At 40.1% G+C, this 22,809-nt stretch carries 17 protein-coding genes; 3 read left to right on the forward strand and 14 right to left on the reverse strand.

Annotated elements, in window-relative coordinates; all coding sequences use genetic code 11:
• Nucleotides 1-23 precede the first annotated feature (23 nt).
• The gene (locus tag QZ334_RS01410; protein WP_295231310.1) at nt 24-1,349 is read left to right on the forward strand and encodes an FAD-containing oxidoreductase; all 1,326 of its coding nucleotides are present in this window, start codon (nt 24-26) and stop codon (nt 1,347-1,349) included.
• 168 nt (nt 1,350-1,517) lie between these two features.
• On the opposite strand, the gene QZ334_RS01415 is transcribed toward QZ334_RS01410, so the two are convergent.
• The gene (locus tag QZ334_RS01415; RefSeq protein WP_213467066.1) at nt 1,518-2,045 is read right to left on the reverse strand and encodes an ECF transporter S component; all 528 of its coding nucleotides are present in this window, start codon (nt 2,043-2,045) and stop codon (nt 1,518-1,520) included.
• A 191-nt stretch (nt 2,046-2,236) separates the two neighbouring features.
• Nucleotides 2,237-4,411, reverse strand: a complete 2,175-nt coding sequence (locus QZ334_RS01420; protein WP_295231345.1) for a heavy metal translocating P-type ATPase — start codon at nt 4,409-4,411, stop codon at nt 2,237-2,239.
• Between the two features lie 335 nt (nt 4,412-4,746).
• On the opposite strand from QZ334_RS01420, the gene QZ334_RS01425 reads away from it, so the two are divergent.
• Nucleotides 4,747-5,400 (forward strand): YigZ family protein, encoded by a 654-nt coding sequence (locus QZ334_RS01425; RefSeq protein WP_295231313.1) that lies wholly within the window; start codon nt 4,747-4,749, stop codon nt 5,398-5,400.
• A 23-nt stretch (nt 5,401-5,423) separates the two neighbouring features.
• Here QZ334_RS01425 and QZ334_RS01430 read toward each other — a convergent pair whose 3' ends face one another.
• Nucleotides 5,424-5,612 carry a hypothetical protein gene (locus QZ334_RS01430; RefSeq protein WP_227720963.1) on the reverse strand — a complete coding sequence of 63 codons (189 nt, stop codon included), beginning with the start codon at nt 5,610-5,612 and terminating at the stop codon, nt 5,424-5,426.
• Between the two features lie 196 nt (nt 5,613-5,808).
• Between QZ334_RS01430 and QZ334_RS01435 the strand changes: the two genes are divergently transcribed.
• Nucleotides 5,809-6,699: a LysR family transcriptional regulator gene (locus QZ334_RS01435; RefSeq protein WP_295231319.1), complete on the forward strand. Its 891-nt coding sequence runs from the start codon at nt 5,809-5,811 to the stop codon at nt 6,697-6,699.
• 126 nt (nt 6,700-6,825) lie between these two features.
• Here the strand turns inward: QZ334_RS01435 and QZ334_RS01440 are convergent, their stop codons facing one another.
• The 11 genes from QZ334_RS01440 to QZ334_RS01490 form a co-directional block, all read right to left on the reverse strand.
• Entirely contained in the window at nt 6,826-7,776 is a 951-nt protein-coding gene (locus QZ334_RS01440; RefSeq protein ID WP_105090316.1) for a dihydroorotate dehydrogenase, read from the reverse strand.
• Nucleotides 7,776-8,543, reverse strand: a complete 768-nt coding sequence (locus QZ334_RS01445) for a dihydroorotate dehydrogenase electron transfer subunit (RefSeq protein WP_295231323.1) — start codon at nt 8,541-8,543, stop codon at nt 7,776-7,778. The genes QZ334_RS01440 and QZ334_RS01445 overlap by 1 nt, the downstream gene beginning before the upstream one ends.
• Before the next feature lie 4 nt (nt 8,544-8,547).
• A complete protein-coding gene (gene carB / locus QZ334_RS01450; RefSeq protein ID WP_295231326.1) occupies nt 8,548-11,748 on the reverse strand; it encodes a carbamoyl-phosphate synthase large subunit in 3,201 nt (1,066 codons plus the stop codon).
• A gap of 1 nt (nt 11,749) precedes the next feature.
• The gene (carA, locus tag QZ334_RS01455; RefSeq protein WP_060924922.1) at nt 11,750-12,817 is read right to left on the reverse strand and encodes a glutamine-hydrolyzing carbamoyl-phosphate synthase small subunit; all 1,068 of its coding nucleotides are present in this window, start codon (nt 12,815-12,817) and stop codon (nt 11,750-11,752) included.
• Nucleotides 12,817-14,103 (reverse strand): dihydroorotase, encoded by a 1,287-nt coding sequence (locus QZ334_RS01460; protein ID WP_039969456.1) that lies wholly within the window; start codon nt 14,101-14,103, stop codon nt 12,817-12,819. The genes carA and QZ334_RS01460 overlap by 1 nt, the downstream gene beginning before the upstream one ends.
• Complete coding sequence (locus QZ334_RS01465; RefSeq protein WP_105090313.1) at nt 14,087-15,037, reverse strand: aspartate carbamoyltransferase catalytic subunit; 951 nt, start codon at nt 15,035-15,037, stop codon at nt 14,087-14,089. The genes QZ334_RS01460 and QZ334_RS01465 overlap by 17 nt, the downstream gene beginning before the upstream one ends.
• Before the next feature lie 353 nt (nt 15,038-15,390).
• Nucleotides 15,391-18,678 (reverse strand): ATPase, encoded by a 3,288-nt coding sequence (locus QZ334_RS01470; RefSeq protein ID WP_295231329.1) that lies wholly within the window; start codon nt 18,676-18,678, stop codon nt 15,391-15,393.
• A gap of 12 nt (nt 18,679-18,690) precedes the next feature.
• A complete protein-coding gene (gene whiA, locus QZ334_RS01475; RefSeq protein ID WP_295231333.1) occupies nt 18,691-19,638 on the reverse strand; it encodes a DNA-binding protein WhiA in 948 nt (315 codons plus the stop codon).
• A gap of 15 nt (nt 19,639-19,653) precedes the next feature.
• On the reverse strand, nt 19,654-21,003 hold the full coding sequence (locus QZ334_RS01480) for a gluconeogenesis factor YvcK family protein (protein WP_295231336.1): 1,350 nt from the start codon (nt 21,001-21,003) through the stop codon (nt 19,654-19,656).
• 12 nt (nt 21,004-21,015) lie between these two features.
• Nucleotides 21,016-21,930 carry an RNase adapter RapZ gene (gene rapZ, locus QZ334_RS01485; RefSeq protein ID WP_295231339.1) on the reverse strand — a complete coding sequence of 305 codons (915 nt, stop codon included), beginning with the start codon at nt 21,928-21,930 and terminating at the stop codon, nt 21,016-21,018.
• A gap of 12 nt (nt 21,931-21,942) precedes the next feature.
• The gene (locus QZ334_RS01490) at nt 21,943-22,755 is read right to left on the reverse strand and encodes a Cof-type HAD-IIB family hydrolase (protein WP_295231341.1); all 813 of its coding nucleotides are present in this window, start codon (nt 22,753-22,755) and stop codon (nt 21,943-21,945) included.
• Between the last annotated feature and the right edge of the window lie 54 nt (nt 22,756-22,809).

A 22,809-nucleotide genomic window follows, 5' to 3' on the forward strand; every position in this document is an offset into this window, starting at 1 on the left:
ATATAAAAGATAGGAGGTATTGTATGAATACCAAACATTATGATCTTATCGTCCTAGGTTTCGGCAAAGCTGGTAAAACATTGGCTGCTAAATTTGGCTCTATGGGCAAAGCCGTTGCCATGATTGAAGAAAATCCACTCATGTATGGTGGCACATGCATTAATATTGCATGTATTCCTACTAAGACGATGATTGTGGCCGCATCTAAAGGCTTATCTTACGATCAAGTACTAAACCAACGAGAGGTTGTTACATCTCGTTTACGTAATAAAAACTTCGGTATGTTAGATACAAATGAACATGTCGATGTATATACTGGACATGGCAAATTCATTAGTAATAAAGAAATCGATGTCACAGCTGGGGAAGATAAAATTGTTTTATCTGGTGACACAATTATCATCAATACAGGGGCTGTAGCCATTAAACCTAACATTGATGGTATCGATACCGCATCAGGTTTCTATAATAGTACAGAAATTCAACATTTATCCCCTCAACCTAGTACATTAGGTATTATTGGCGCCGGTCCTATTGGCCTAGAATTTGCTAGCCTATACGCTAAACTAGGTACAAAGGTTACTGTATTCAATATTGAGGCTAACATTTTAAAACACGAAGAACCTATCGTTCAAGAATTAGCTAATGAATACTTAGCGGAACAAGGCATTACTATTTTAAACTCTGTTACACTAAATTCTGTATCTAATGACGGCAACAAGCCTGTTATCACTGCTAATAATGAAAACTATACCTTTGATGCTGTTCTCTATGCTACAGGTCGCAGACCGAATACTACAAATATTGGTTTAGAAAACACGGATATTACTACTAATGAACGCGGTGCAATCGTAGTAAATGATACTTGTGAAAGCTCCGTTCCAGGTGTATATGCTGTAGGCGATGTAAACGGTGGTCCGCAATTTACCTACATTTCTCTCGATGACTTCCGCATCGTATTTGGTGCCCTTACAGGTAATGGTCACTATACATTAAAAGATCGCAAAAACATTCCTTACACCACCTTCTTAACACCTCCACTCGCTCGTGTTGGTCTTACAGAAGAGGATGCTATTAATAAAGGTTACACTGTTAAAACGAAGGAAATGCTTGTAGCCACTATGCCAAGGGCTCATGTAAATGACAACCTTAAAGGGGCTTTCAAAATTGTGGTAGATGCGGAAAGCAATTTAATCCTCGGTGCTACACTCTATTCCCAAAGTGCCGAAGAATTGATTAACATGATTAAAGTAGCTATGGATAACAACATTCCGTATACATATTTCAAGAACCAAATCTTCACACATCCTACAATGGCAGAAAATTTAAATGATCTCTGTAATTTCTAGGTAAGAATAGTAACTACATAATCTAATATAATAAATAAAAGAGTCTCCTTTAACTTGAATACATAAGTTAAGGGAGACTCTTTTATTTATACCTAATGATCAATTTTGGATTATTAGTTATTAGTTAGCAATATATAGTTTTTAGTAATTTATCATTAGTTACTCTATTTAGTTCTTTGTAAATAATCTACGAACTACAGATTGCAATTTAGGTGTCAATACGATAGCTACCACAATACCGGCTGCACTGGTAATCAAAGAATATTGAATTTTACTTGCCGCTACAGCTGCACTTTCAAGAACAAACCACCATGCAAGGAAATAACCAAAGGCAGTCCAAATTGTGCCAATAATTAAAGCGATCAAAATACGTGTGAAGGATGCTGTTGGCTTTGTAATGGATGGTGGCAAATAGCCTGCTGTCATACCGCCAACAATAAGACCTGCAATACCTTTAATAAAGAACGAGAATACAATATACTGTGTATGACCACCAAAAAGATCAAATAATGCGGAGCCAATGGCCGCTCCTAAACCACCATATAAACCACCAAATAGAATGGATGATGTAAATAATGCGGCAGATCCTAAATGAACCATAGCACCACCTGGTATTTCGATGCGAATTGTTGTTGCTACTGCACATAAGGCAGCAATAAATCCTATATATACAATATCGCGCGTCTTTAATTTCATAATCTAGCTCCTCTCTTTTAGCTGAATAACTATATTTAGTATAACAAATCTCACTCTGTCTAAAAACACTAATTTCATAGGATTTAAATATATAGTCAGATTTAAAATAAAGCACCTATACCATGGTATAGGTGCTTTATAAACTTTAATCAACTCTATCACATATTATATGTTATAAGATACAAATTAAATTAAATCTTAGCTCGTTTCAAACGAAGAGAGTTACCCACAACGGTTACAGAGCTAAATGCCATTGCTGTGCCTGCAATCATAGGATTTAATGCACCGATAGCAGCCAATGGAATACCAATGCAGTTAAAGATCAATGCCCAGAATAGATTTTGTTTAATATTAGTCATTGTCTTACGGCTGAGGCGTACTGCTTGTACTAGTGTGTGTAAGTCATTTCTTACAAGAACAATATCTGCTGCTTCTACAGCAATATCGGTACCACTGCCGATAGCAAAACCAATATCTGCAGTTACAAGAGCTGGTGCATCGTTGATACCATCACCAACCATCCCCACTACAAGGCCTTTATCTTGCAACTCTTTTACCTTGCTAGCCTTATCTTGAGGTAATACTTCTGCAATTACATGAGTGATACCTGCTTGTTTAGCAATATATTGGGCAGTACGACGATTATCACCTGTAAGCATCCACACATCAATACCTTGAGCATGTAATTCTTTTACAACATCAATTGTTTCTGGACGTAATTCATCTTCTACAGCCCATAATGCACTGATAACGCCATCTACAGCAAGAACGGATACAGATGCACCTTGTTCTTCATAGTGTAAAATATCATCTTGTACTGCACTTAAATCATAACCTAATTCAGACATCCATCGGCTATGGCCAAGTTGTACCGACACGCCTTGATAAGCGCCTTGCAAACCTTTACCAGGTACATCACCAAAGCTTTCAAGTTCTACAGCTTTACCTTTATAACCATGATCTTCGCCATAATAAACCATGGCCTTTGCAATTGGATGCGATGTACCACTTTCAAGGGCCATCATTAGGGACATATTTATACTTTCATCACCATTATAATTTTTGAAAGCCGTTACATCGAGAACACCTTGTGTAAGAGTGCCAGTTTTATCCATAACGATGGCATCGAGTTTACCAGCTTTTTCAAGATATTCTGCACTCTTGATGAGAACACCATGCTCCGCACCTAAGCCAGAGCCTACCATAATAGATGTTGGTGTAGCGAGACCAAGTGCACAAGGACAAGCGATAACAAGCACTGCTGTAGCATTAATGAGAGCTACATTAATAGAGTCGCCCATAATGAAGTACCATACGAGGCCGGTCAAAACAGCAAGGCCAATAACGGCAGGCACAAAATATTGAGCAACAATATCTGCAATACGTTGAATGCTTGCTTTAGAGGTTTGCGCTTCCTCTACGACCTTGATGATTTGAGAGAGCATTGTATCAGAGCCGATACGTTTTGCTTCCATTGTGAAAGCACCGCTCAAGTTAATAGTCGCACCGATAACATCAGATCCCACTTGTTTTTCTACAGGCAAACTTTCACCGGTAAGCATAGCTTCATCTACAGTAGAATAGCCTTCAGTAATAGTACCATCTACTGGAATTTTTTCGCCTGCACGAACTTGTAAAATATCACCTGCTACAACCTTAGATGTAGGAATATCTACAAACTCACCGTCACGCAATACATGAGCTGTTGCTGGTTGCAAGGCAATCAATTTTTGAAGTGCTTCAGAGGTACGCCCCTTGGCAATTTCTTCTAAAAGTTTGCCAAGAAGAATGAATGTAATGAGCCAAGCTGAGGTTTCAAAGTAAATGCCATGAGGCCCAAGTTCTGGATGGAACTGCCAATTATAAATACTGAATAGATAAGCAACAGTCGTACCCATTACAACGAGAACATCCATGGTAAGGGCGCCATTCTTTACCGCACTCCACGCACTCTTATAGAACATAAGGCCAGGGCCGAACTGAGCAATGGTAGCAAGAATGAACTCTACCCATACTGGCAAGGCTTGAATGCCAAAACGATGTAATGTCATGTTAATCATCATCGGTACGGCCATACAAGCAGCAATAATAAGACGCGTAATATGAGGTTTTAAATTAACCTTTTCTATTTCTTGTTTTGTTTCATCTGCTTCTGCAGCGCCAAAACCAATATTCGTAATGGCATCGATAATTTGTTGTGGTTCTACAGTAGAACCATCTTTGTATTCTACGCTCCCCTTTCGAGTGAGTAGATTAACCTTTACAGATTCTACACCATCTATCTTTGAAACAACGTTTTCAACGCGCTTTACACAAGCAGCACAGTGCATACCTGTAATATCAAACTCTTGTTTCTTCTTACTCATCATATCACTTCTTTCTACTAGAATTTCAAAGATATATGTCCTATATATCTATATAAGTCATAAACTCATAGTATACATATCATACATCACTAACAGAATATTTTATAAACACGAATGATTTAATATATGAACACTTTTACATGAGTATTCATTCATACGTCTCTATTCCATAATAACATAAATTCTCATTACGTCAATATCCTACCAAATCTAGAGGGTTATTTCCTTTTTCTAGGGGAATTAGTCTCCTACTACCTATACATAGTATAAAAAAATAGATTATAATAAAGTGATGATGAATAAACATAAACTTTGATTCTAAAGGAGGTGAGTGTATGTGTGAATCAATAAGCCCTATAGTAGAATTCACTTCGGTAGCGAAGGAATTTCGCCATGAATATGTTGTGGAGAAATCACGTTTTATCACAACTGTATACCCTTGTTCTACAGAAGAGGAAGCGCAAGCTTTTATTAACCGCATCAACAAAGAATTCTGGGATGCCCGCCATAATTGTACTGCCTTTGCATTAGGCCCAAAGCAAGAGCAACAACGGTCTTCCGACAATGGTGAACCTTCTGGTACAGCAGGTAAACCTATGCTAGAAGTACTCAAAAAAACAGGTATTACCAATGTAGCGGTCGTAGTAACTCGTTATTTTGGAGGTATCAAATTAGGTGCAGGTGGTTTGATTCGTGCATACTCACACTCCGTTGCAGAAACCTTACGTCTTGCCCCTAAAGAACTACACACAACACGAACTCAGTTGCAGGCTACCATCGACTATTCCTTGTATGGAGCCATTGAAAGATATGTGCAAGATCAAAAATTACATTATGAAGCAAACTTTGGTGAGCATGTAGATATAACCATCTTAGTGCCACCTACTGATGTGGAGCGCATACAAAAAGAGCTCCAAGACATGAGTCATGGAGCTGCTACTTGTACTATATTAGATTCTATTGAAGTGGTACTACCGCTAGAACAATAATCTAACTGATACACACATAGTAATTAGTTTTCGCTATGAACTAAGCCACTTACGCCTTGAGCAAGTTCATGACGTTTTTCTGTAGTTAATGGATGAGGCCATACGCGTTCAAGTTGTTTTTTACGACTAACACCTGCATTATGTGCAGTCATTAATCTACGTGCTTCCCAGTTACGAATTGCTTTACTTAATGTTCTTTTTACTACGCCCATGATAGTACCTACTTTCTCAATCACTGTTATTATATTAAAAATTGTGATAAGGATAGAAAGTTTATTTTAAACACATTATTCTTTCTCTTTCCTTGATGAATATAGTATATACGCTATTTTATCAAATGTGAAATTACTGTTACTTAGTTCGTTATAATTTTTATTTATCTTATTTTGTGTATAATAGGGAGATTCTATGGATACATCTTACTACCACAATTTTATTACCCTCGTTCAAACGGGCAATATGACGCAGGCCGCAGAGATTCTTCATATTACACAACCAGCTTTAAGTAAACAATTAAAGTATTTAGAAGCTGAATTTGGAGCTCAACTCATCAATATCAAGCGCGGCCAACGAGGATCAAACTTACAACTAACTGATGCTGGTAAAATTTTCTATGAAAAAGCCCAACAACTATGCTCCATTGAAGAATCTACATATAATGCTGTACAACAGTTGAACTCACGTATTGAAGGTACGTTGCGAATCGCTACCTCTGCATCTCGCTCTACACCAATCGTGCAACAATATTTACCAGCCTTTTCCATGAAATACCCATCAGTTCACTTCGAAATCTACGAAGGACTAATGACTAATGTGGTCAATCAACTTATTAACGGTAATGCAGAGCTAGGAATTGCAAATATTCAAATGGTAGATACTGATAAATTTGATATCCTTCTCACCCAAGAGGAACACTTATATGCTATCTTCCGTCGTGATGTATTCTGGATAGGTCGTGAACATGATACCATCACATGGGATGATATCAAAAAGTGTCCATTATCCCTTTCTGGTGGATCTGTGCGAATGATTATGCAATCTAGTTTAACGGACATGGATCAACTGAATGCTGTTGCCATCACTACAACTAAGAGCTCTGCCATCGAATGGGCATCCTCTGGTAGAACTGTTTCTTTAGTTCCTATGGATGCAAAAGAGCTTATTAACCATCGTAAAATGGCCCGTATCAAGTTGCCAGAATTTTCAGGAGATTTTAAAAAAGCATTTATTACTCTCAAAGGGCATGCCTTATCCCCTGTAGCACAGCAATTTATTGATTTCTACAAAGCATATGTATAAGCCACACTATACTAATTCATATAGTATGGTATTTATAACTTATCGTATGAGATTTTGTACAGTTATGAACATTAATACAATACATACAAAAAGACCTAGTACATAATGTACTAGGTCTTCTTTTTACTATCCTTGATGGACAGCACCTACTATATCAGTAATGCTGTTAAGATTATATTGTTCCACATAATCGCCCATTTCTCGAGCAATACGAGAAATAGCTGTTGGGTCTACCATCGTAGCAACCCCAACTTGAACTGCTTGAGCACCAGCCATCATAAATTCAATAGCATCAGTACCAGTCATAATACCACCAAGGCCCATAATAGGAATATTAACGCCTTTATACACTTGGTGCACCATGCGAAGTGCTACTGGTTTTACAGCTGGACCAGATAAACCACCATAAATATTACCCAATACAGGTTTACGGCGATGGATATCTATAGCCATACCAAGAATGGTATTGATGAGACTTACCCCATCACCACCACCAGCCTCTACAGCCTTTGCGATTTCCACAATGTCGGTTACATTCGGTGAAAGTTTTACAATAACAGGCTTATCTGTTACCTTACGAACAGCTTTAGTTACTTGTTCTACAACCTTTGGATCTACACCAAAAGCCATGCCTTCACAGGCAACATTTGGACAAGATACATTAACCTCTAGGCCCGCAATACCATCTACGGATAGAGTTTCTGCCATCCATGCAAATTCCTCTACCGTTCCAGCAGACATATTCGCTAACAATGGTACATCGTATTTCTTGAGGTCTGGCAAAATATCTGTTACAAAATGTTCTGCCCCAGGATTTTCAAGGCCAATACAGTTTAAGACACCAGACGGTGTTTCTGCGATACGAGTTCCAGGATTGCCGTGACGACCTTTAGGTGTTAAACCTTTTACGGAAATAGCACCTACTTCATTACTAAGGTCTAAATAACCAGCATACTCAGGACCATTACCAAAGGTGCCAGATGCGGCAATAATAGGATTTTTCATCTTAATACCGCAGTAATCAACAGCAAGCTTAGGATTAGGCGTAACGGTGTTATTTAAATCGCGTTCACTCATTAAAAGAACACCTCCTCAGCTGGGAATACAGGACCATCTTTACAAACTTTGTAACGTTTGCCACCTGCTCCATCACAAGCACAACCTAAACAACCACCAGTGCCACAGCCCATGCGTTCTTCAAGAGATACTTGGCAAGGTACGTTGAGCTCTTTAGCTACTTGCGCCACACCTTTCATCATCGGTGTAGGACCACAAGTCATAACAGATGTGAAAGTATTGCCTTTAATCAAATCAGGCATGATTGCTGTAGGGAACCCTTTCGTACCTACGCTACCATCATCAGTCGTGATGTGTACTTTAACAGGCGTATCTTTGAATAGATCTGCCCAGAAGGTTTCGCTTTCATTTCTAAAACCAAGAATAACTTGTGCCTCTTCCCCTTCTTTCAAATGGGATGCGATACATAGCATTGGTGCGATACCAACGCCACCGCCAACGAGAAGCATATTCTTAGATGTTACAAATGGTTCCCCTAAAGGTCCTAAACAATCTAGTGTATCGCCAGGTACGAGACGTGTCATAATTTCAGTCCCCTTACCTACGACGCGATACAAAAGGGTAATAATACCCTTTTGTGCATCGAATCCAGCATAGCTAATAGGGCGACGCAATAATGGCGCCGTAGAGTCCGCTACGCGAACATTACAAAACTGTCCTACCTTTGCTTCTGCTGCTTGTTTTGGTGCGTGAATATCCATAATCCACACATCAGAGCCTATTTGCTCATTGCGAACGACTTCGCCCTGTTCTACATAGCCACTCATGGTTTTACTCCAATTCAAAATCTTGTAATGCTTCTACATTGTAGTTAGCATCATCTTTACGGTTAGCTACAACGCGCAATACTTCACGAGCTGTATCAAGGCTTGTTAAGCAAGGTGTACCCATTTCTACAGCAAGGCGACGCAATTGGAAGCCTTCACGTTCAGGGCGTTTACCTGCAGTCAATGTGTTAAGTACAAGATCTACTTTATCTTGACGAATGTGGTCAGCACAGTTGTCATCACCTTCAGAGATTTTGTTAACTACCTTGCAGTCAACACCATGTTCTTTGAAGTATTTACCAGTACCTCCAGTTGCTTCGATATGGTAACCCAATTCAATGAAGCCTTTTGCCAATTGGCTAGCTTCCTCTTTATCGCGGTCTGCTACGGTCATAAGAATTGTACCATCTTCTGGGATACGCATGTTGGCGCCATTGATAGCTTTAAACAATGCTTCAGAATATGTACGACCAATCCCCATAACCTCACCAGTAGATTTCATTTCAGGTCCAAGAGCGATTTCTACAAGGCCCATTTTGGAGAAGGAGAATACAGGTGCTTTTACAGCTACATATGGTTTATTAGGTACAAGACTGAGTGGCAAGCCCAAATCTTTTAAGCTTTCACCAAGAGCAATGCGTGTTGCACATTCTACCATATTGATGCCTGTAACCTTAGAAATGAAAGGTACAGTACGGCTAGAACGAGGGTTAACTTCGATTACGTTAAGTTCACCGTCAGCCACGATATATTGAATATTAAGTACACCTTTAACATTAAGGCCTACTGCAATACGACGTGTATAGTCCACGATTTGATCAATCAATTCTTGGCTCAAATGTTGAGCTGGATAAACGGCCATGGAGTCACCAGAGTGAACACCAGCGCGTTCGATTTGTTCCATAATACCAGGAATACATACGTCAGTACCATCGGAAATAGCGTCAACCTCTACCTCCATACCAACCATGTAACGGTCGATAAGAACAGGATGTTCCTTGGATGCAACTACGGCTTCCTTCATGTAAACATCAAGTTCTTTATCGTTGTATACGATTTCCATAGCACGGCCGCCCAATACATAAGAAGGACGTACAATCAATGGATATTTCAAGTTTTTAGCTGCTGCTTGTGCTTCTTCATCAGAGGTTACAAGCGCACCTACTGGACGTGGAATACCAAGTTTTGCCAACAATTCATCAAAGCGTTCACGGTCTTCTGCCATATCGATGCTATCTACGGACGTACCGAGGATTTTGACACCGCGCTTAGCTAATGGACCTGCCAAGTTAATTGCTGTTTGACCACCGAATTGAGCAATAACGCCAGCTGGTTTTTCTTTATCGATGATTTCCATTACATCGTCCACTGTTAATGGTTCGAAGTACAGGGAATCAGAAATATCAAAGTCTGTAGACACTGTTTCTGGGTTATTGTTAATCATAATGGATTGATAACCCGCTTTACGAAGTGCCCAGGAGGAGTGTACGGAGCAGTAGTCAAACTCTACGCCTTGACCTATACGAATTGGACCGGAACCAAGTACGACAACAGATTTTTCACCGAGTGGTTTAACTTCGTCTTCTTGTGCATACGCACTGTAGTAGTACGGTGTTTTAGATTCGAATTCTGCAGCACATGTATCTACATATTTATAGGTTGGAAGAATGTTCCATTCTTTACGTTTTGCACGAACCTCTTCTACTGTTGTATTAGCATAACGGGCGATAACAGAATCAGTGAAGGAATAGCGTTTTGCTTTGCGCAATACTTCTTCTGTTAAGCCATGTTCAGCCAATGCTTTTTCTACATTAACAATGTTTTTGATTTTTTCAATAAAGAATGTATCAATTTTTGTAATGTAGTGAATTTTTTCTACACTAATGCCCTTGCGAAGTGCTTCTGCTACAACATAGATACGTTCATCATCTACTAAATGTAAACGTTCAATCAATTGTTCCATAGACTCATGAGAGATTTTCTTTAGCTCAATATGGTCTAAACCAATTTCCAAGGAACGAATTGCTTTAAGCAAGGAGCCTTCCAAGGAGCGATCGATAGCCATAACTTCGCCAGTAGCCTTCATTTGAGTGCCCAATGTGCGGTCTGCCAAATTGAATTTTTCAAATGGCCAACGTGGGAATTTCGTTACTACATAGTCAAGTGTAGGTTCGAAGCATGCTTTTGTTTCACCTGTTACAGCATTTGTAATTTGATCCAATGTCATGCCTACTGCAATTTTTGCAGCTACCTTCGCAATTGGATAGCCAGTTGCTTTAGATGCTAATGCAGAGGAACGGGATACACGAGGGTTTACTTCGATAACGATATATTCATTGCTATTTGGATTCAACGCGTATTGTACGTTACAACCACCTTCGATTTTCAAATAACGAATAATTTCTACAGAAGCAGTACGAAGCATTTGGTATTGAATATCGTTTAATGTTTGGCTTGGTGCCACAACGATGGAGTCACCAGTATGTACGCCTACAGGATCGATATTTTCCATATTACATACGATGATACAGTTATCTGCACTATCGCGCATTACTTCGTATTCGATTTCTTTCCAGCCTGCTACAGAACGTTCTGCTAGGATTTGGTGAATTGGTGAAAGTTTCAAACCACGACGTGTGATTTCATACATTTCATCTTCATTATGCGCAATACCACCACCAGTACCGCCCAATGTGTAAGCAGGACGGATGATGATAGGATAACCAATGCGATTAGCAAAGGCTACCGCTTCTTCAAGGTCGTTAAAGATATCGGATTCAGGAACTGGTTGATTGATTTCCTTCATCGCTTCTTTGAAGAGTTCACGGTCTTCTGCTTGTTTAATAGCTTCAAGTGTTGTACCTAGAAGTTTTACACCGTATTCTTCTAATACGCCAGCTTCAGACAATTGTACGGCCATATTAAGACCTACTTGGCCACCCAATGTAGCCAATAAGCCCCAAGGGCGTTCTTTTTTAATTACTTCTGTTACGAATTCAAGACTAATCGGTTCTACATATACGCGGTCTGCAATATCTGTATCGGTCATAATTGTAGCAGGATTGGAGTTAACCAATACTACTTTATAACCTTCTTCACGAAGGGAACGGCATGCTTGTGTACCAGCATAGTCAAACTCTGCAGCTTGGCCGATAATAATTGGACCAGAACCAATTACAAGTACTTTTTTTGCTTCTGTGGTCATATTATTTTCCCTTTCTCATTAAGTCTTCAAATTCGTCAAATAAATATAGATTATCAGTAGGTCCTGGGGATGCTTCTGGATGATATTGTACAGAGAAGATAGGCAATTCTTTATGGCGCATACCTTCTACAGTACCATCATTTACACTGCGATGTGTAATTTCTACAAAATCTGGCAAGGAAGTATCATCTACTGCATAGCCATGATTTTGAGATGTAATATATACGCGGCCTGTACGTAAATCTTGTACTGGATGGTTAGAGCCACGGTGACCAAATTTTAATTTAAATGTTGTACCACCATAGGCTTGAGCCAATACTTGATGGCCCATGCAAATGCCGAAGATAGGCTTTTTACCGAATAATTTCTTTACTTCTTCTACAGCATAGCCAAGATCTTGAGGATCTCCAGGGCCGTTAGATAAGAATACACCATCTGGATTTGCTGCCAATACATCTTCAGCCTTAGCATCTGCAGGGAATACTGTTAGACGACAACCAGCTGCTTCTAAAGAGCGAAGGATATTTTCCTTTACACCATAGTCCATTACAGCTACATGGAACTCTGCATTTTTATCGCCACGCATACCTTGCCATTTTGTAGTTACACGCATAACTTGATCTGTTGGCAAGTCTTGTTTAAATAATTTTTGAATATCTTCCATAGGATAATCAGAACGTACAAGTACGCCTTTCATTACGCCATGGTTACGAAGTACACGTGTAATAGCACGTGTATCTACATCATAAAGGCAAGGGATGCCGTGTAAACGAAGATACTCGCTAAATAAGCCTTCATTTTGCCAGTTAGATGGGAAATCACACAGTTCTCCTACGATAAAGCCCTTACAATATGGTTTAGGGCCTTGAGTAATAGCATTCAATGTACCATAATTACCGATCAAAGGATATGTTAATGTAATAATTTGATCCGCATAGGACGGGTCAGTCAAGATTTCTTGATACCCTGTCATACCTGTGTTAAATACAACTTCCCCTAATGTAGGAGCGCCACCTAATAAGGAACCTTCAAACACGGAACCATCTTCAAGAACTAACTTGCCTTTCATTATAAGACTACGCCCTCCTTCATAACTACTTTACCATCAACTACTGTGAGTTTGGCCTTACCTGTAACAGTCATACCATCAAATGGGCTGACTTTGCCTTTTGTATAGAATTTATTTCGATCTACTGTCCATTCTTCAGTTGTAGAGAATACAGTAATATCTGCTGGTTTACCAACTTCAAGAACACCTGCATCAAGACGCATTAATTCAGCTGGACGTGTACTCATATAGTACACAACTTGGTCAATGCTGAGTTTATCTGGACCATACGCATTGGTAATAACCGCTGCTAAAGATGTTTCGAGACCACTGAAACCATTAGGAGCACAGCAGAACTCATGGTCTTTTTCTTCATATGCATGCGGTGCATGGTCTGTAATAATTGCATCGATTGTGCCATCTTTCAAGCCTTCTAATAATGCTTGACGATGATCTTCGGAGCGAATTGGAGGAGCCATTTTAAACGCTGGATTGTATTCGCGTAAATATTCATCTGTGAAAGATAAATGTTGGCTTGTAACTTCACATGTTACATTAAGACCTTTTGCTTTTGCGCGACGAACCATGTCCACTGTATTTTTACTACTTACGTGTGCAATATGAATGTGACCGCCTGTCATTTCAGATAATAAAATATCACGAGCAACCGCCAAATCTTCAGCTACTGCAGGACGACCAATAACACCTAGTTCATAGGAAACGATACCTTCATGCATATGACCATTTTTAGTCAATGTAATATCTTCTGCATGGTCGATAACCATTTTATTAAACATGGAGGAGTATTCTAAGGCACGACGCATAAATGCAGCATTTTCTACATAATGGCCATCATCGGAGAATGCTACTACACCAGCTTCAGCCATATCGCCCATTTCAGCAAGTTCCTTACCTTCTAGGCCTTTGGATACAGCACCAATAAATTCTACTTTCACAACGCCAGTGAGTTCAGCCTGTTTTTGTAAACCTCTTACAAGTGCAGCATTATCTACAACTGGGTTTGTATTAGCCATAGTGACTACACGTGTGAAACCACCAGCAGCAGCCGCTTGTGTACCAGAGTGGAAATCTTCTTTAGCTTCTTGGCCTGGTTCACGCAAATGTGTGTGAATATCGATAAGACCAGGTGCTACGATAAGACCTGTTGCATCATATACTTCAGCGCCTTCAGCACTTAAGTTTTGACCGATGGCTGCAATTTTACCATCTTTTACGAGAACGTCTGCTACTTCGTTTTGTTTTTTTGCCGGATTAACTACCGTACCATTTTTAATAAGCAAGCTCACTACCGTCACCTCCGATAATAGTTAAGTACAATACAGCCATACGTACAGCTACGCCATTACGTACCTGTTCTTGAATTACGGATTGATCAGAATATGCTACATCTGGTGCAATTTCAAGGCCACGGTTCATAGGACCTGGATGCATTACCATCACATCATCTTTAGCCAATTTCAATACATCATTGTTAATACCAAAGATACGTGCATATTCTCTATTTGTAGGATACAACGCAGAATGAATACGTTCTAATTGAATACGAAGTACGTTAACCACATCTGCATCAGCCACTGCTTCACGAATATCGTGGTGTACGGTAACACCTAATTTTTCGAGCTCTGGATATACCATAGTACGAGGACCAGCCAAATGTACTTTAGCACCCATTTTAGTAAGGCCGTAGATGTTAGATCTTGCTACACGGCTATGCATAATATCGCCTAAGATAACAATTTTTAAGCCTTCAATGGATTCTTTTTTCTCTAAGATAGAATACATATCTAGCAAAGCTTGTGTAGGATGTTCATGAGCACCATCACCAGCATTGATAATGATAGGATCTACTGCTTTTGTGGCGTATAGAGGAGCCCCTTCTGCACTATGACGCATTACGATAGCATCTGTGCCCATATAGGACATAGTTAGCAAGGTATCGCGGAAGCTTTCACCTTTCCCCATGGAAGAACCGCTTGGAGAAAGATTAATAACGTCAGCCCCTAAATATTTACCGGCCAATTCAAAGGAACTACGGGTACGAGTACTAGGTTCCATAAAGAGGTTAATAATGGATTTCCCCTTTAAAAGTGGAACCTTCTTATCATCAGAAAGAACGATTTTCTTCATTTTCTTTGCCACATTCAAAATCAATTTGATTTCTTCAGGTGACACATTTTGCAAACCCAATAAATGTTTGCCTTTTAGGCTAACTTGTCCCATGATTTCCTCCTAACTCACGTAACAAAAAAGACCTTTTGCCCAGGGCAAAAGGTCAAATAGTTTGCACAAAGAAGCCCTTATGGGGGCGCTTCAACTATATTCCTTTCTCAGCCTCTCTGGACTAAATTAAAAGGTTTTGTAATATGCAATGGTCTCTCGTACCATAGGTGCATTTTCTTTATTTATTGTACTGAATCTGCCCTTGAAAGTCAATGTAAAAGCGAAAGTTCATAAGTATTTTAAAAAGAGGACAAGCCCAGTAAAGTGGCTTGTCCTCTCTATACTTACATCATTATCCGAATCCCCAAAACCTATAATTAGACATTACTAGTTTTTATTATTATGATCATGGATTATCGATTCATAGGATATAATCTTGGTGGATTTTGATCATCATTTTGTTGATCTTGCTGTGAACCATATGGAGCTTGACCTTGTTGATCATAAGTCATTGGATTCTGTTGTGCATATTGTTGATTATGCTGAGGTTGACGTTGATCACGACGACGTGTATTTTGAGATGCAGTCGGTCTTGGTTTAGTCAATTCATCAATAGATACAGCATTCGGAATCGTTACGGAAGGAGTATCTTCGTGGACGTCATCAAGTTCACTGAAGGAAGGTCCTGTCTTAGCCGCTTGAGCAGCCTTACGTTCTGCCTCAATTTGTTGACGTGCAAGCTCTGCACGACGACGAGCATTTTCTTGCTGTTCTTTGACACGTTGAATTGCTTCAGCTCGTTCTTTTGCTTTACGTTCCACTTCAGCTTGTGCAAGTGCTTGTTGACGAGCTTCTTCTGCTTTGCGTTCCGCTTCTAAATGAGCTTGGTAGCGTTCTTCAGCAATACGTTTTGCCTCTGCTGCTTGACGTTCAGCTTCTGCTCGTTCTGCAGCCAATCTAGCTTGTTCAGCCTTACGTGCCTCAGCAGCTATACGAGCTTCTTCGGCTTTACGCGCTTCTTCTGCTCGTCTAGCTTCTTCTATGCGACGAGCTTCCTCTGCTCTACGAGCTTCTTCTGCACGTTTCGCTTCGGCTGCGATTCGAGCTTCCTCAGCCTTACGAAGTTCTTCTGCCCGTTTTGCTTCAGCTGCGATTCGAGCTTCCTCGGCCTTACGTAATTCTTCCTGACGTTTTGCTTCAGCAGCAACGCGAGCTTCTTCGGCTTTACGGGCCGCTTCGAGACGTTCTTGTTCAGCCTTGCGTTGTGCCTCAAGTCTAGCAGCTTCTAAACGACGTGCTTCTTCTGCTTTTCGTGCTTCTTCTGCCAAACGAGCTTGTTCAGCTTTACGAGCCGCTTCAATTCGAGCTTCTTCAGCCTTACGCGCTTCTTCAGCACGTTTAGCTTCTGCTGCAACACGAGCTTCCTCTGCTTTACGGGCTGCTTCAATTCTAGCCTCTTCGGCTTTACGCGCTTCCTCGGCACGACGCGCTTCCTCAGCTTTTCTTGCTGCTTCAATACGTTGTGCTTCTAATGCAGCTTTCGCTTCGGCCGCTTTACGTGCATCTTCTTGACGTTTTGCTTCTAACGCAGCCTGTTCAGCTGCACGTTGGGCTTCTAATGCAGCTTTCGCTTCGGCCGCTTTACGTGCTTCTTCGGCACGACGAGCTTCCAATGCTTCTTGTTCTGCTTTTCGTTGTGCTTCTAAGCGAGCTTTTGCTTCTGCAGCTAAGCGTTCTTCTTCAGCTTTTTTAGCTTCTAATGCAGCCTTTTCTGCTGCCCGTTGTGCTTCAAAACGAGCCTTAGCTTCAGCGGCTTGTCTAGCTTCTTTTGCCTTTCGTGCTGCTTCAATACGAGCCGCTTCAATTCTACGTTCTTCTTCAAGACGTTTTGCTTCGGCCGCTACACGAGCTTCCTCCGCTTTACGTGCTGCTTCTAAACGATCGGCTTCCGCCTTTCTAGCAGCTTCAATACGCGCCATTTCAGCTTTACGTTCTTCTTCGGCCTTACGAGCTTCAGCTACCTTTCGATCAAGCTCAGCTTTTCTTTCTGCCTCTAAGCGTTTAGCCTCTTCTGCTTGTCGCATTTCCTCAGCCTTTTTCGCTTCTAAGACCGCTTTGTCTTTAGCAGCTTGCGCCTCTTGAGCAGCCTTCAACTCGGCAGCCTTACGATCAGCTTCAGCTTTCTCAGCCATTTTACGCTCAATTTCAGCATGTTTAGCTTCTGCAGCCTTGCGTGCTATTTCTGCTTTTTCGGCAGCTAATTTAGCTTCTTCCGCTTTTTTACGAGCTAATGCTTCCTCAGCTTCTTTCGCTTTTTTAAGTTGTGCCTCTTTTTTAGCATCAGCAGCTGCTTTATCACTCAATTTTTTTGTTTCTTCGTGAGCAATTGTTTCTGCCTGTTTTGCAGGAGTCATAGTAGATTTAGATGTATCTACAGTCCCCTTATTAGTATCTTTACCATTGATAGGACCTACAGGAATTTGTGTACCACTTTGCGTTGGATGCCCCAAACTATCTGTTACATCTTTTGGTACATTGACCGCAATAGTCTGATGTTTTTGCGGATTTGCAAGAGATTCAGGAATCAATAAGAATCGTATTGGCAAATTAGATGCACCTGCCGGCATGAAGTTTAATGTTAACAAATCGCCTGCATTATAATTACCCATAAGACGGCTATCTAATATAGTACCGTCCCCTAGTGCAGTAATCCCATCAGCACCACCGATATGATAGGTACGCGTATCGGTTTGACCTCTACGGGCACCTTGTTGATGAAGTGCTTTTACCGTAAAGGAGCCAGAATATGGCCCACCAAGAGGGTTAAAATACAATCTAAACGGTTCATTACCCTTTGTAGGAATTTTTAAAGTGTATGAAACACCATAGTTACCACGGTCACGAACAAATGCTTTATTTTGCATTTCATCTACACCATTGATAAAGGCATCCTCACGGTCGTTACCAACTTCAACAAAAGCACCGCCTAAAGCTGTATCAAAAGGTGTAGTGACCTCCATATTACGCTTTGAACCAGTATATGTACCGCGCAATTGAATTTCATCAATAGGTAAGTTCTTAGCCCAATGTGATGCATCGACGGCATCCATGCCCATAGGTAGCATCATAACGCGGGCAAAGATTGGCTCCTCTGTTTTAATATCTACAATGCCTGTAAATAACGCATCTTGATATACCGGTGTATTTTCCAAATCAGTAAAGATTAATTGACGCCCTTGGGGAGGAATGCTTAGGGAGTATAATGGTCTCGCATTTGGACTTTCATCTAAAGGATGCTCTAAATCCTTGCGGGATAAATCGCGACCAGCAGCAAAATAATCTGGCGTTGCCACAGATTTTAACTGTCTCATTACATGAACAGTATTAGGATATGCCGTTTGATTTTCTAGTACGATAGCAATCTTATGGGGCTGATCCATTTCATTTACGTGATAAAAATAAATGCGGCCATTCCCATTAATAGTACCAGCACTAAGTGTACCGCCTACTGGTCCTACATATTCAGGGCTATCCGATAATAGCAATGTATCCGTTTGAGACACCAAGCTTGGTGGCAACGGAGAAAACTGAAAATATCCAATTGATTGTAAATCTATATCACGAGCCTCTACATGTCCTGTAAGCGCAGCCATGGCGGCCATGGCCGCAGCTACACAATATTTTGATTTATAAGAAAACATATATTAATACCTCTATATTTCTTCAAGCCCCATAGGGTCATACGTAAGTGCTAATGCTTCGATTTTCTTTAAACGATGGCCAATACCCGACTTGGATAATTCGCCATCCATCAATTCTTCTAGCTCTTTTAAGCTCGCTTCTGGATTGTCCCATCTCAGTCTGGCTACAATCCTCAACTTGTCAGGCAATGCATCAATGCCAATTTCTCTATCGATGATTCGAATTGCTTTTACCTGACGTACTGCAGCATCTACAACCTTTTGTAAATTAGCGGTCTCACAGTTTACTTGCCGATTGATTTGATTTCGCACAGTCTTCATAATGCGCACATTTTCAAACTCCATCAAGGCTGATTGAGCCCCCATAATCTGCAAGCAATTCGTTACTGCGTCGCCTTCTTTAAGGTATACCACATATTCTTCTTTACGCTCCGTCAATCCTGCATGAATGTGAAAGAACCGCAATACGTGAATAATTTCCTTTGCAAAATTCTCATTACCGGTCATAAACTCAAGATGATAATCACTTTGTGGCTTATTAACAGAGCCTCCACCTAAAAAGGCACCTCGTAAAAAGGCACGTCGTGCCTCCATGGATTTAAGCCAACTACGAGGGATTTGTTCGGTTACAGGCCATAAAGCAAGATCTTCTAAAGCCTGTCGCCCTTCTATGGATGGCTCCACAGATAGGGTGTACATATTTTTCTTACGCAAGTTAAGCCCTTGTCGTACTAATACATTGGTAGGCAATTCATATTGTTTCTTTAAAATGCCTAACAAGCGACGAGCTACTGCATTATTTGCAGTAGCTAATCTAATACCAACAGCGCCCTTCATCCCTAGAATGATAGATCCACCCATGCGCAATAAGCAAGACGCTTCAATTTTCATGGCCACATCTGCATCACTAGAGGATTCATATTGGCATAATTCATTTTTTACATCTTCAGCAAATGACATAGGTATCCCTTCTCATTAATGATCATCTCGTTGGAGATAATACTCTAAGATATGTGGTTCAGTATCCGATTGCATGGCGTGAACAATATCCATAATTACTTTACCCAACCGTTCTGGATCATGAACAGCTGGCTTTTTCGGACTAATTAAAGTAGCCCGAATCGTGCGAATCCCTTTAGCTTGTAGTTTCTTAGTATCTAATGCTACAGGCTCTGAACCTACGGCACTATATTGTTCTACCATTTGAATTGGTAGTGGACCATCGTTTGCCAGTACAGTATCTACAATGCCTTCCCCACCATGAGCGATGAGTGCCTCCACATGATCACTAAGCGTATAACCTGAAGTTTCTCCAGGTTGAGTCATAACATTGGCAATATAAATTTTATTTGCCTTACTAGCACGTATATGAGATGCAATTTTATCAGTTAACAAGTTTGGAATGATACTTGTATATAAACTACCAGGTCCAAAAATGATGACATCTGCTTCATCGATAGCACGTAACGCAGCACCTTCCGGCTTTGGTTGCGCCGGTTCGCTATACATATGGCGAATGGTTTTACCAGAGTTTGGAATATTACTTTCACCTTCTACAATGGTACCATCTGTCATCTCAGCTACCAATTTAATGAACTCTGTAGATGAAGGAATTACACGACCGCGTACACGTAGTAATTTACTAGCTGCTTCAAGTGCTTCCTCCACATCGCCATCGTATACTTGAGCAAGTGCTGTAATAAAGAGATTGCCAAAACTATGACCAGATAGCTCATTTTCCCCTTCAAAGCGGTAGCGGAAAAGATTTTCCATAACCCCTTCTTGTTCTGCTAATGCGACCAAGCAGTTTCGTAAGTCACCAGGGGCAATCATTTTAAAATCTTCCCGTAAACGACCTGATGAACCACCATCGTCAGCTACTGTAACAATAGCTGATAAATTAGATGTGTGTGTTTTCAATCCACGCAATAGGTTAGACAATCCTGTACCACCGCCGATAACAACAATTTTAGGACCTTTATCAAGTCGTATATTTTGGAAGATAATATCTGATACCTTACTATCAGGATTAGGCAATACAGCACGAATAATCGTTTTAATAACCTTACTAGTGCCGATTAGCATTAGAACGGCGCCAATCGATAATATAACTGCACCCACAGCAATGAGCACATTATAATTGTAAAAGCCCGTCATATTATAGGAAAAGGCCAGTACAACATCTTCAAGAACGGCAAGCCATTGATAGTTAAACATCAAGGAAATGCCAATGATTAAAAGACCTACACCACAACTAAATAGGGCAAGCCAACGTTTTATATTTAGGCCCGGTATAAGCCACCGAAACCATCTTTTTCGCAACATAAGAACCCCTATCTAGTTACCAAGTGTTTTAATTTCATGAGGATTATAATCTTCTTCTACATTATTTTTCATCATATCTCGATGTTCTACAGAAACACGATACCCCTTTTCTAATAGATGGGAATATAATGCTTCTGCCATAGCTACAGATCTATGCATACCGCCAGTACAACCTACAGCCACGATAAATTGAGATTTCCCTTCTTGCTCATAATTAGGCACAAGAAAATCTATGGTATCAAAGTATCGCTTTTTAAATTCCTCTGTAACCTCAAAGGAATGAATGTATTCATTAACAGCTTTTACACGGCCTGTTTTATGACGGAAATCTGGAATATAGAATGGATTTGGTAAGAATCGAACATCCCAAACCATATCAGCATCTAAAGGGATTCCATATTTAAAACCAAAGCTCACTACTGTAATAGACATGCCATGACCTTCGTCTACTTGAGTAAAGCGAGTTTTTAAATACTCTTTCAAGCTAGCTGTCTTCATATTAGTTGTATCAATAATAAAGTCTGCTTTATGACGTACAGAATTTAAAATTTGACGCTCTTCTTTTAAGCCTGTAGTAATCATTCCATCTGGAGCTAACGGATGGCTACGACGACTTTCTTTATATCGTCTAATTAACGTCTCATCTGTAGCATCCATAAAGACAATTTCATAATCTACCTTCATTTCTCTTAATGTTTCAAGAGATGATGAAAGGGCTTCAAAGAATTCACCACCGCGAATATCTACAACTAAAGCTACACGGTTTGTACGTTCTCCACCTTGTCGACAAATTTCACTTAGCTTAGGAATCAGTATAGGAGGAATATTATCAATACATAGATAGCCCATATCCTCTAATGCTTGTAGAACCTGAGTTTTGCCGGCACCAGACATGCCTGTAACAATTAATAAACGAAATGCTTCCATAGTTTTACTCCATTATAAAAGATTCTTTTCTATCCAGTGAGCTACACCATCTTCATTATGATGACCACATACCTCATGAGCCACAGATTTTACATGTTCTGTTGCATTTGAAACAGCTACCGAATATCCCGTTTCACTTAACATAGAAATATCGTTCTCTGCATTTCCAAAGGAAACTATATTTTCAAGACTAAGATTATTATCTAGAGCTAATTGAGCTAATGCACGCCCTTTTGATACATTCGGTGCAGTGATTTCGAGGAAATCTCGTTGACTACGCACTAATGTAACTTGATTACCAACTAATGGGGTCAAGATATCAATAATTCGATCAATGCCCTCTTCTGTATCGATAGCAATAAGCTTATTAGGTTCCGTGGAAAGTGTATAAATTGTATCACCTAAAAACTCAGCTACAGCCCCTGTTTGCTGTTCATAATGATCGGATTGCCAATTTTTATGATGACACAGTAAATGATCATCTACGTACGATTGTATATGCCAACTATATTGTTGACCGAGTTGAAAAACACGATATACGACATCTATAGGAACAGTTTGTTCAAATAGCTTATATCCCGTTTCTAACTCCTGGATTAAACCACCAGAGAACAGTATCATAGGAACATTACCAAGTTGTAATGCTAATCCAATTGGTTTTGCCGTTTGATACATGCGTCCAGTTGCAATTGTTATACCAATTCCCTTCTGCTGCAAGCGATGCAATACATCAACTGTATACGCAGAAACTGTATTATCACTTCGAACTAACGTCTCATCACAATCGATGGCTACCATTTTTATATGAGAAAAAGAAGGATTCATTCTTACCTCCTTCACAAGAAAATCTAATACTCTTTATTATACCATTTATAATAC

Origin of the sequence: Veillonella sp., assembly GCF_019414865.1 — a bacterium.
In the GTDB taxonomy this organism is placed as follows: Bacteria; Bacillota; Negativicutes; order Veillonellales; family Veillonellaceae; genus Veillonella.

Excerpts from the sequence above, each read along its gene's own strand:
- QZ334_RS01410 (WP_295231310.1), top strand. The coding sequence starts at position 24 with ATGAATACCAAACATTATGATCTTATCGTCCTAGGTTTCGGCAAAGCT.
- QZ334_RS01415 (WP_213467066.1), bottom strand. The coding sequence starts at position 2,045 with ATGAAATTAAAGACGCGCGATATTGTATATATAGGATTTATTGCTGCC.
- QZ334_RS01420 (WP_295231345.1), bottom strand. The coding sequence starts at position 4,411 with ATGAGTAAGAAGAAACAAGAGTTTGATATTACAGGTATGCACTGTGCT.
- QZ334_RS01425 (WP_295231313.1), top strand. The coding sequence starts at position 4,747 with ATGTGTGAATCAATAAGCCCTATAGTAGAATTCACTTCGGTAGCGAAG.
- QZ334_RS01430 (WP_227720963.1), bottom strand. The coding sequence starts at position 5,612 with ATGGGCGTAGTAAAAAGAACATTAAGTAAAGCAATTCGTAACTGGGAA.
- QZ334_RS01435 (WP_295231319.1), top strand. The coding sequence starts at position 5,809 with ATGGATACATCTTACTACCACAATTTTATTACCCTCGTTCAAACGGGC.
- QZ334_RS01440 (WP_105090316.1), bottom strand. The coding sequence starts at position 7,776 with ATGAGTGAACGCGATTTAAATAACACCGTTACGCCTAATCCTAAGCTT.
- QZ334_RS01445 (WP_295231323.1), bottom strand. The coding sequence starts at position 8,543 with ATGAGTGGCTATGTAGAACAGGGCGAAGTCGTTCGCAATGAGCAAATA.
- carB (WP_295231326.1), bottom strand. The coding sequence starts at position 11,748 with ATGACCACAGAAGCAAAAAAAGTACTTGTAATTGGTTCTGGTCCAATT.
- carA (WP_060924922.1), bottom strand. The coding sequence starts at position 12,817 with ATGAAAGGCAAGTTAGTTCTTGAAGATGGTTCCGTGTTTGAAGGTTCC.
- QZ334_RS01465 (WP_105090313.1), bottom strand. The coding sequence starts at position 15,037 with ATGGGACAAGTTAGCCTAAAAGGCAAACATTTATTGGGTTTGCAAAAT.
- QZ334_RS01470 (WP_295231329.1), bottom strand. The coding sequence starts at position 18,678 with ATGTTTTCTTATAAATCAAAATATTGTGTAGCTGCGGCCATGGCCGCC.
- whiA (WP_295231333.1), bottom strand. The coding sequence starts at position 19,638 with ATGTCATTTGCTGAAGATGTAAAAAATGAATTATGCCAATATGAATCC.
- QZ334_RS01480 (WP_295231336.1), bottom strand. The coding sequence starts at position 21,003 with ATGTTGCGAAAAAGATGGTTTCGGTGGCTTATACCGGGCCTAAATATA.
- rapZ (WP_295231339.1), bottom strand. The coding sequence starts at position 21,930 with ATGGAAGCATTTCGTTTATTAATTGTTACAGGCATGTCTGGTGCCGGC.
- QZ334_RS01490 (WP_295231341.1), bottom strand. The coding sequence starts at position 22,755 with ATGAATCCTTCTTTTTCTCATATAAAAATGGTAGCCATCGATTGTGAT.